Source organism: Fodinibius sp. (assembly GCF_041642155.1).
Taxonomy (GTDB): Bacteria; Bacteroidota; Rhodothermia; order Balneolales; family Balneolaceae; genus Fodinibius.
In genome coordinates this window covers 1-3,846 of the sequence record NZ_JBEPWZ010000283.1, presented here as the reverse complement: position 1 = coordinate 3,846, position 3,846 = coordinate 1, and the positions used below count along the sequence as shown (strand labels likewise).

The 3,846-nt window shown below is 45.9% G+C and carries 3 protein-coding genes; 1 reads left to right on the top strand and 2 read right to left on the bottom strand.

Translation table 11 applies throughout. The features are described 5' to 3' along the window. Nucleotides 1-707: sugar phosphate isomerase/epimerase family protein (locus ACESLU_RS12710; RefSeq protein ID WP_372639013.1), on the bottom strand; the 707-nt coding region annotated here is incomplete at its 3' end. Nucleotides 708-1,120: 413 nt separating this feature from the next. Continuing rightward, the gene (locus ACESLU_RS12705) at nt 1,121-1,711 is read right to left on the bottom strand and encodes an RNA polymerase sigma factor (RefSeq protein ID WP_372639012.1); all 591 of its coding nucleotides are present in this window, start codon (nt 1,709-1,711) and stop codon (nt 1,121-1,123) included. Nucleotides 1,712-2,590: 879 nt separating this feature from the next. Here ACESLU_RS12705 and ACESLU_RS12700 point away from each other — a divergent pair. Beyond that, nucleotides 2,591-3,550, top strand: coding sequence for a sugar-binding transcriptional regulator (locus ACESLU_RS12700; RefSeq protein ID WP_372639011.1), 960 nt, complete (start codon nt 2,591-2,593; stop codon nt 3,548-3,550). The last annotated feature ends 296 nt before the right edge of the window (nt 3,551-3,846 follow it).

The window sequence follows — 3,846 nt, the reverse complement described above, 5'->3', positions numbered from 1 at the left end:
TCCCGGTCTCCCCATTCGAAATCCTGGGGCAGGATCCGGTCATCAGGAGCGTTATATCCCAACAGATACAGCAGGGTATGCGCCATATCAGCCTGAAAGCCAATATTCGGTCGATCCACCGCCTCCAGTGTCTCCACCATCGTCTTCCAGCTGTGCATGCCGCCCCAGCAAATTTCGCCCTCGGCCGCCAAATCCTCATCATAGTCGGCCGCAACATCACAGGCTTCGCGCCAGGTTTGAACAATCAGCCGGGTCCCTTCCTCCGGGTTTTCAGCCCAGGTAGCCGGATCCACGGCAGAATCAATACGAATGACCCCATTCGGGCGCACGCCCTCCTCGCGCAACACTTTACCGATCTCACACGACTTTCTGACCTGCGTCACAAAATTTTTGCGATCTTCTTTGCTCCCCATAGCCGATCCGCCGCCGATATCCGGCCACACCGGCGCCACAAGACTTCCCGCCTCGAGACCATACCCGGCAATTTTTTCAGCTAAAGTTTTTATATCATCCTCGGAACTGTCAATATCGATATGAGGATCATACAGGAAAAGATCAATACCATCAAATCCCATTCCGTCGACCTCGGCGGCCGCCGTCTTTTCCAGCATGGTATCGAGACCTATGGTCGGTTCGGAATCCGGTCCTTTGCCCACAACCCCGGGCCACGCTGCATTGTGTAGTTTTGGATAGTTGTTTTCTGGCATAGCTATATACGTTTATAGATTATAAATATGAATAATGAAAGTAACCCGCGAGGTTTAAGACACCAAAAAGCGGATTATCTGCTCCTGTTATATCGGTATAAAAAAAATGGCAATGCTCTAATAGTTTCGCAATTGAATGTGTCCCTCTTTTTATAAACAAGCATTTTTGTGCCAGTTTCTTGTAAAGAGGCATCCACATTGAAATTATACTATATTTTTTTGATATAATTTTATTAAAGTTTTTTAAGAAAATATGCAAGTCTGTTTTTGTACGCCCCGATAAGTCGGGATGCGGCCAGAAAGGTTAGCCAATGTTTCAGCCGGAGCTTTCGGTACCCCTTCCTATACATGCTTATTTCCGCCTCACATACCTCCACAAGCATCGGTCCATCGACCTCAACCCCAGCTGACCTTTATCCCTGCACGTGATCCTGCATGGTACGGATAGCCGCCGAAACGTGGTTATACACACTCTGCTTGTTAATATCCATGATGCGGGCTATTTCCGCATTGGTAAACCCGTCATAATATTTCAGAAGGATGGCTTCCTTCTGGCGGTCGCTGAGCGAACCGATGGCAAGCGACAAGCACCGTTCTCTTTCCCGGTCAGCTTCAAAACGAATAATCAACTCCTCCCTGTTCTGCAGCTCCTCATTATGATGATGACGGTAGCTGTAATTTCGCTGTGTACGATTTTTTTGCTTCCGCACCCTGCGAAAGATAATACGTCTGAGGGAGGAACAGAGATAGGATCTGACAGATCGTGCCTCGTTGATGGACGCTCTTTTCTCCCACAGGACCAGGAAGAGTTCCTGGATCGCATCCTTGACGAAGGCCTCTTTCGGAATGATCCTGTATCCGTATTTAAAAAGCCAGGAATAGGATACACAAAATAGTTCAGACAACGCTTTCTCCTTTCCCGCCCGCACGTTCAGCCAGAGCTCATCCAGATCCATCCCATTGGCTGTTATTCGCTCTTCCACCCTGTTCATATGTGCTAACATAACCATCCTTTTTTTTAAATAAGTTTCCCACGATTTATCCGCCCTGACCCTGAAAGTAGTTTTTTTACTATTCCTGCAGCATAAGAACGCTGCCGGCGGATGAATTCATTCACCATTATGAACATATGTTCACCGATGAATATATGTTCTTTTAGCAATTTACAAGAATTATTTTCAATGTCAATAAAAAAACTTTCTCACTTTTCTTATTGACATAAATTAATTTTCACTCCCCTGAATACTTAATGATACCTTTTCACTTCTGCTTACGGGCTTTACTGGTAATTCAAACGATGCGGTATGCAAAAAATAATTAAGCCATTTGGTTTGCGTAAACATGAGCATTTAAGCATGTATTTTTTCCGCATGGGGAGTTTTGTGGCAGGACCTTCCCCGATTTCTCTCAAAGATATATGTTGTATAGCTGTAACCTTATGATACAGATAGACTTATATCGATTATAGAGGCCAATAAAATAGGACAGTGGGTATCATGCTGCGAACGTTGCCCATCAGCGGAATTAAAAGTGAAAATAGCATGTCGGGCACAGCGGATACATCTGCGCTGCCATTTTTCCTTCGCCTTGCTGAAGAACAAATTTTCTGGTGAGGTAATCCGGGCTATTTACCAACGGCGCTTTCGGTTAGCGTCCACTCATCAAACCAAAGTTTTTATATATTGCATGGAATTACTACCTTTTTATCGTTTCCGTATAGCCGGTAATAAGGGGAACAGACGGTCAGGGGGATGCACAAGCATGTCTATTGTTTATGCAAATTTCTGTTTTACAATCGTTTGGTTATCTTTGGCAGGACTTCAATCCTGATACGCCAAAAATTAGGGGTATCCAATAACAGACGCATTTAGATCCATACTTCTATGGTAAGAGGTGATAAATTCATACAAAACCGCCTGCTGAGCAAGGTCAGCTCCATGTACTATGATCAGAGTCTGAACCAGCAGCAGATTGCCAATCGTCTGCACCTCTCGCGTCCGAAAGTTTCACGCCTTCTCAAACAGGCCCGGGAGAAAGGCATTGTTCGGATATCGGTCGTTTCTCCCAATGATAGTTTTATGGATTGGGAAAAGGCTCTGGAAAAAAAATACGGGCTCAAAGAAGCCCTGATTATTGATACGGATACCCAAATATCCGATAAAGCGCTCAAAAGAGAGCTTGGCTCGGCTGCCGCAAATTATCTCCACCGGACCATTTCGAAAGGAGATATCATAGGAGTGTCCTGGGGCACCACTCTGCAGGCTATGATCGATGCAATGCCTGAAAAACAGGTGGATGACATTCACGTCGTACAGGCGTTGGGGGGAGTGGGTCCCCCGGAAGCCAAGGCCCATGCGACCGATATCTCCAGGCGGCTTTCCCAGCTTCTCAATAGTCGATTAACCCTGCTCCCGGCCCCCGGCATTGTGGGGAATATAGAGTCTAAAAAAATTCTGCTCTCGGACCGGCAGGTTAACGGCGCCTTAAGCCTTTTTTCGAAGATCAATACGCTTTGCGTGGGACTCGGGGCGCTGAAAACCAATCCGGTGCTGGACCACGACAACCAGAAGCTGTCTCCCCGGGTGCACGAAGAAATTATCAATTCCAATGCGGTGGGGGACATTGCGTTACGGTTTTTTGACATTGAAGGCAATGAGATTGATTCAAGCCTGAAGGATCTCGTTATTGGCATATCTATTGAGGAGATGAAAGAAGTTGATACGGTGGTGGGGATCGCCGGCGGTCCACTCAAAACCGATGTTATTCGGGGCGCACTGGAAGGCGGCCTTATTGATGTACTGATTACGGACAACCAAACGGTGGAATCACTTCTTTCAGATTAACCAGCGGCTGCGGGTTCGCCTCGTTCACCGTCACATTTCTCCGGGGCAAATTGAGGTCAGAATTGTATCGCGCCAAATATAAATAGCGAAAATATTTGAACTATATTTAAAATCGGGATATATTTAAGACAAATTACTCTTAAATAGATCCTTAGAATGTTGTTATCAAAATCGTGTGTATACGGATTGCGGGCTACCCTGTTGCTGGCTTCCTATCAAAACGGAGGCTACACCTCCATAAAAGACCTGAGTGAAAAACTGGACATCTCCTTTCATTTCCTAACCAAAATTTTGCA

What these genes read in the sequence shown, in the direction of transcription:
- ACESLU_RS12705 (WP_372639012.1), bottom strand. Translation starts at nt 1,711, where the DNA reads ATGTTAGCACATATGAACAGGGTGGAAGAGCGAATAACAGCCAATGGG.
- ACESLU_RS12700 (WP_372639011.1), top strand. Translation starts at nt 2,591, where the DNA reads ATGGTAAGAGGTGATAAATTCATACAAAACCGCCTGCTGAGCAAGGTC.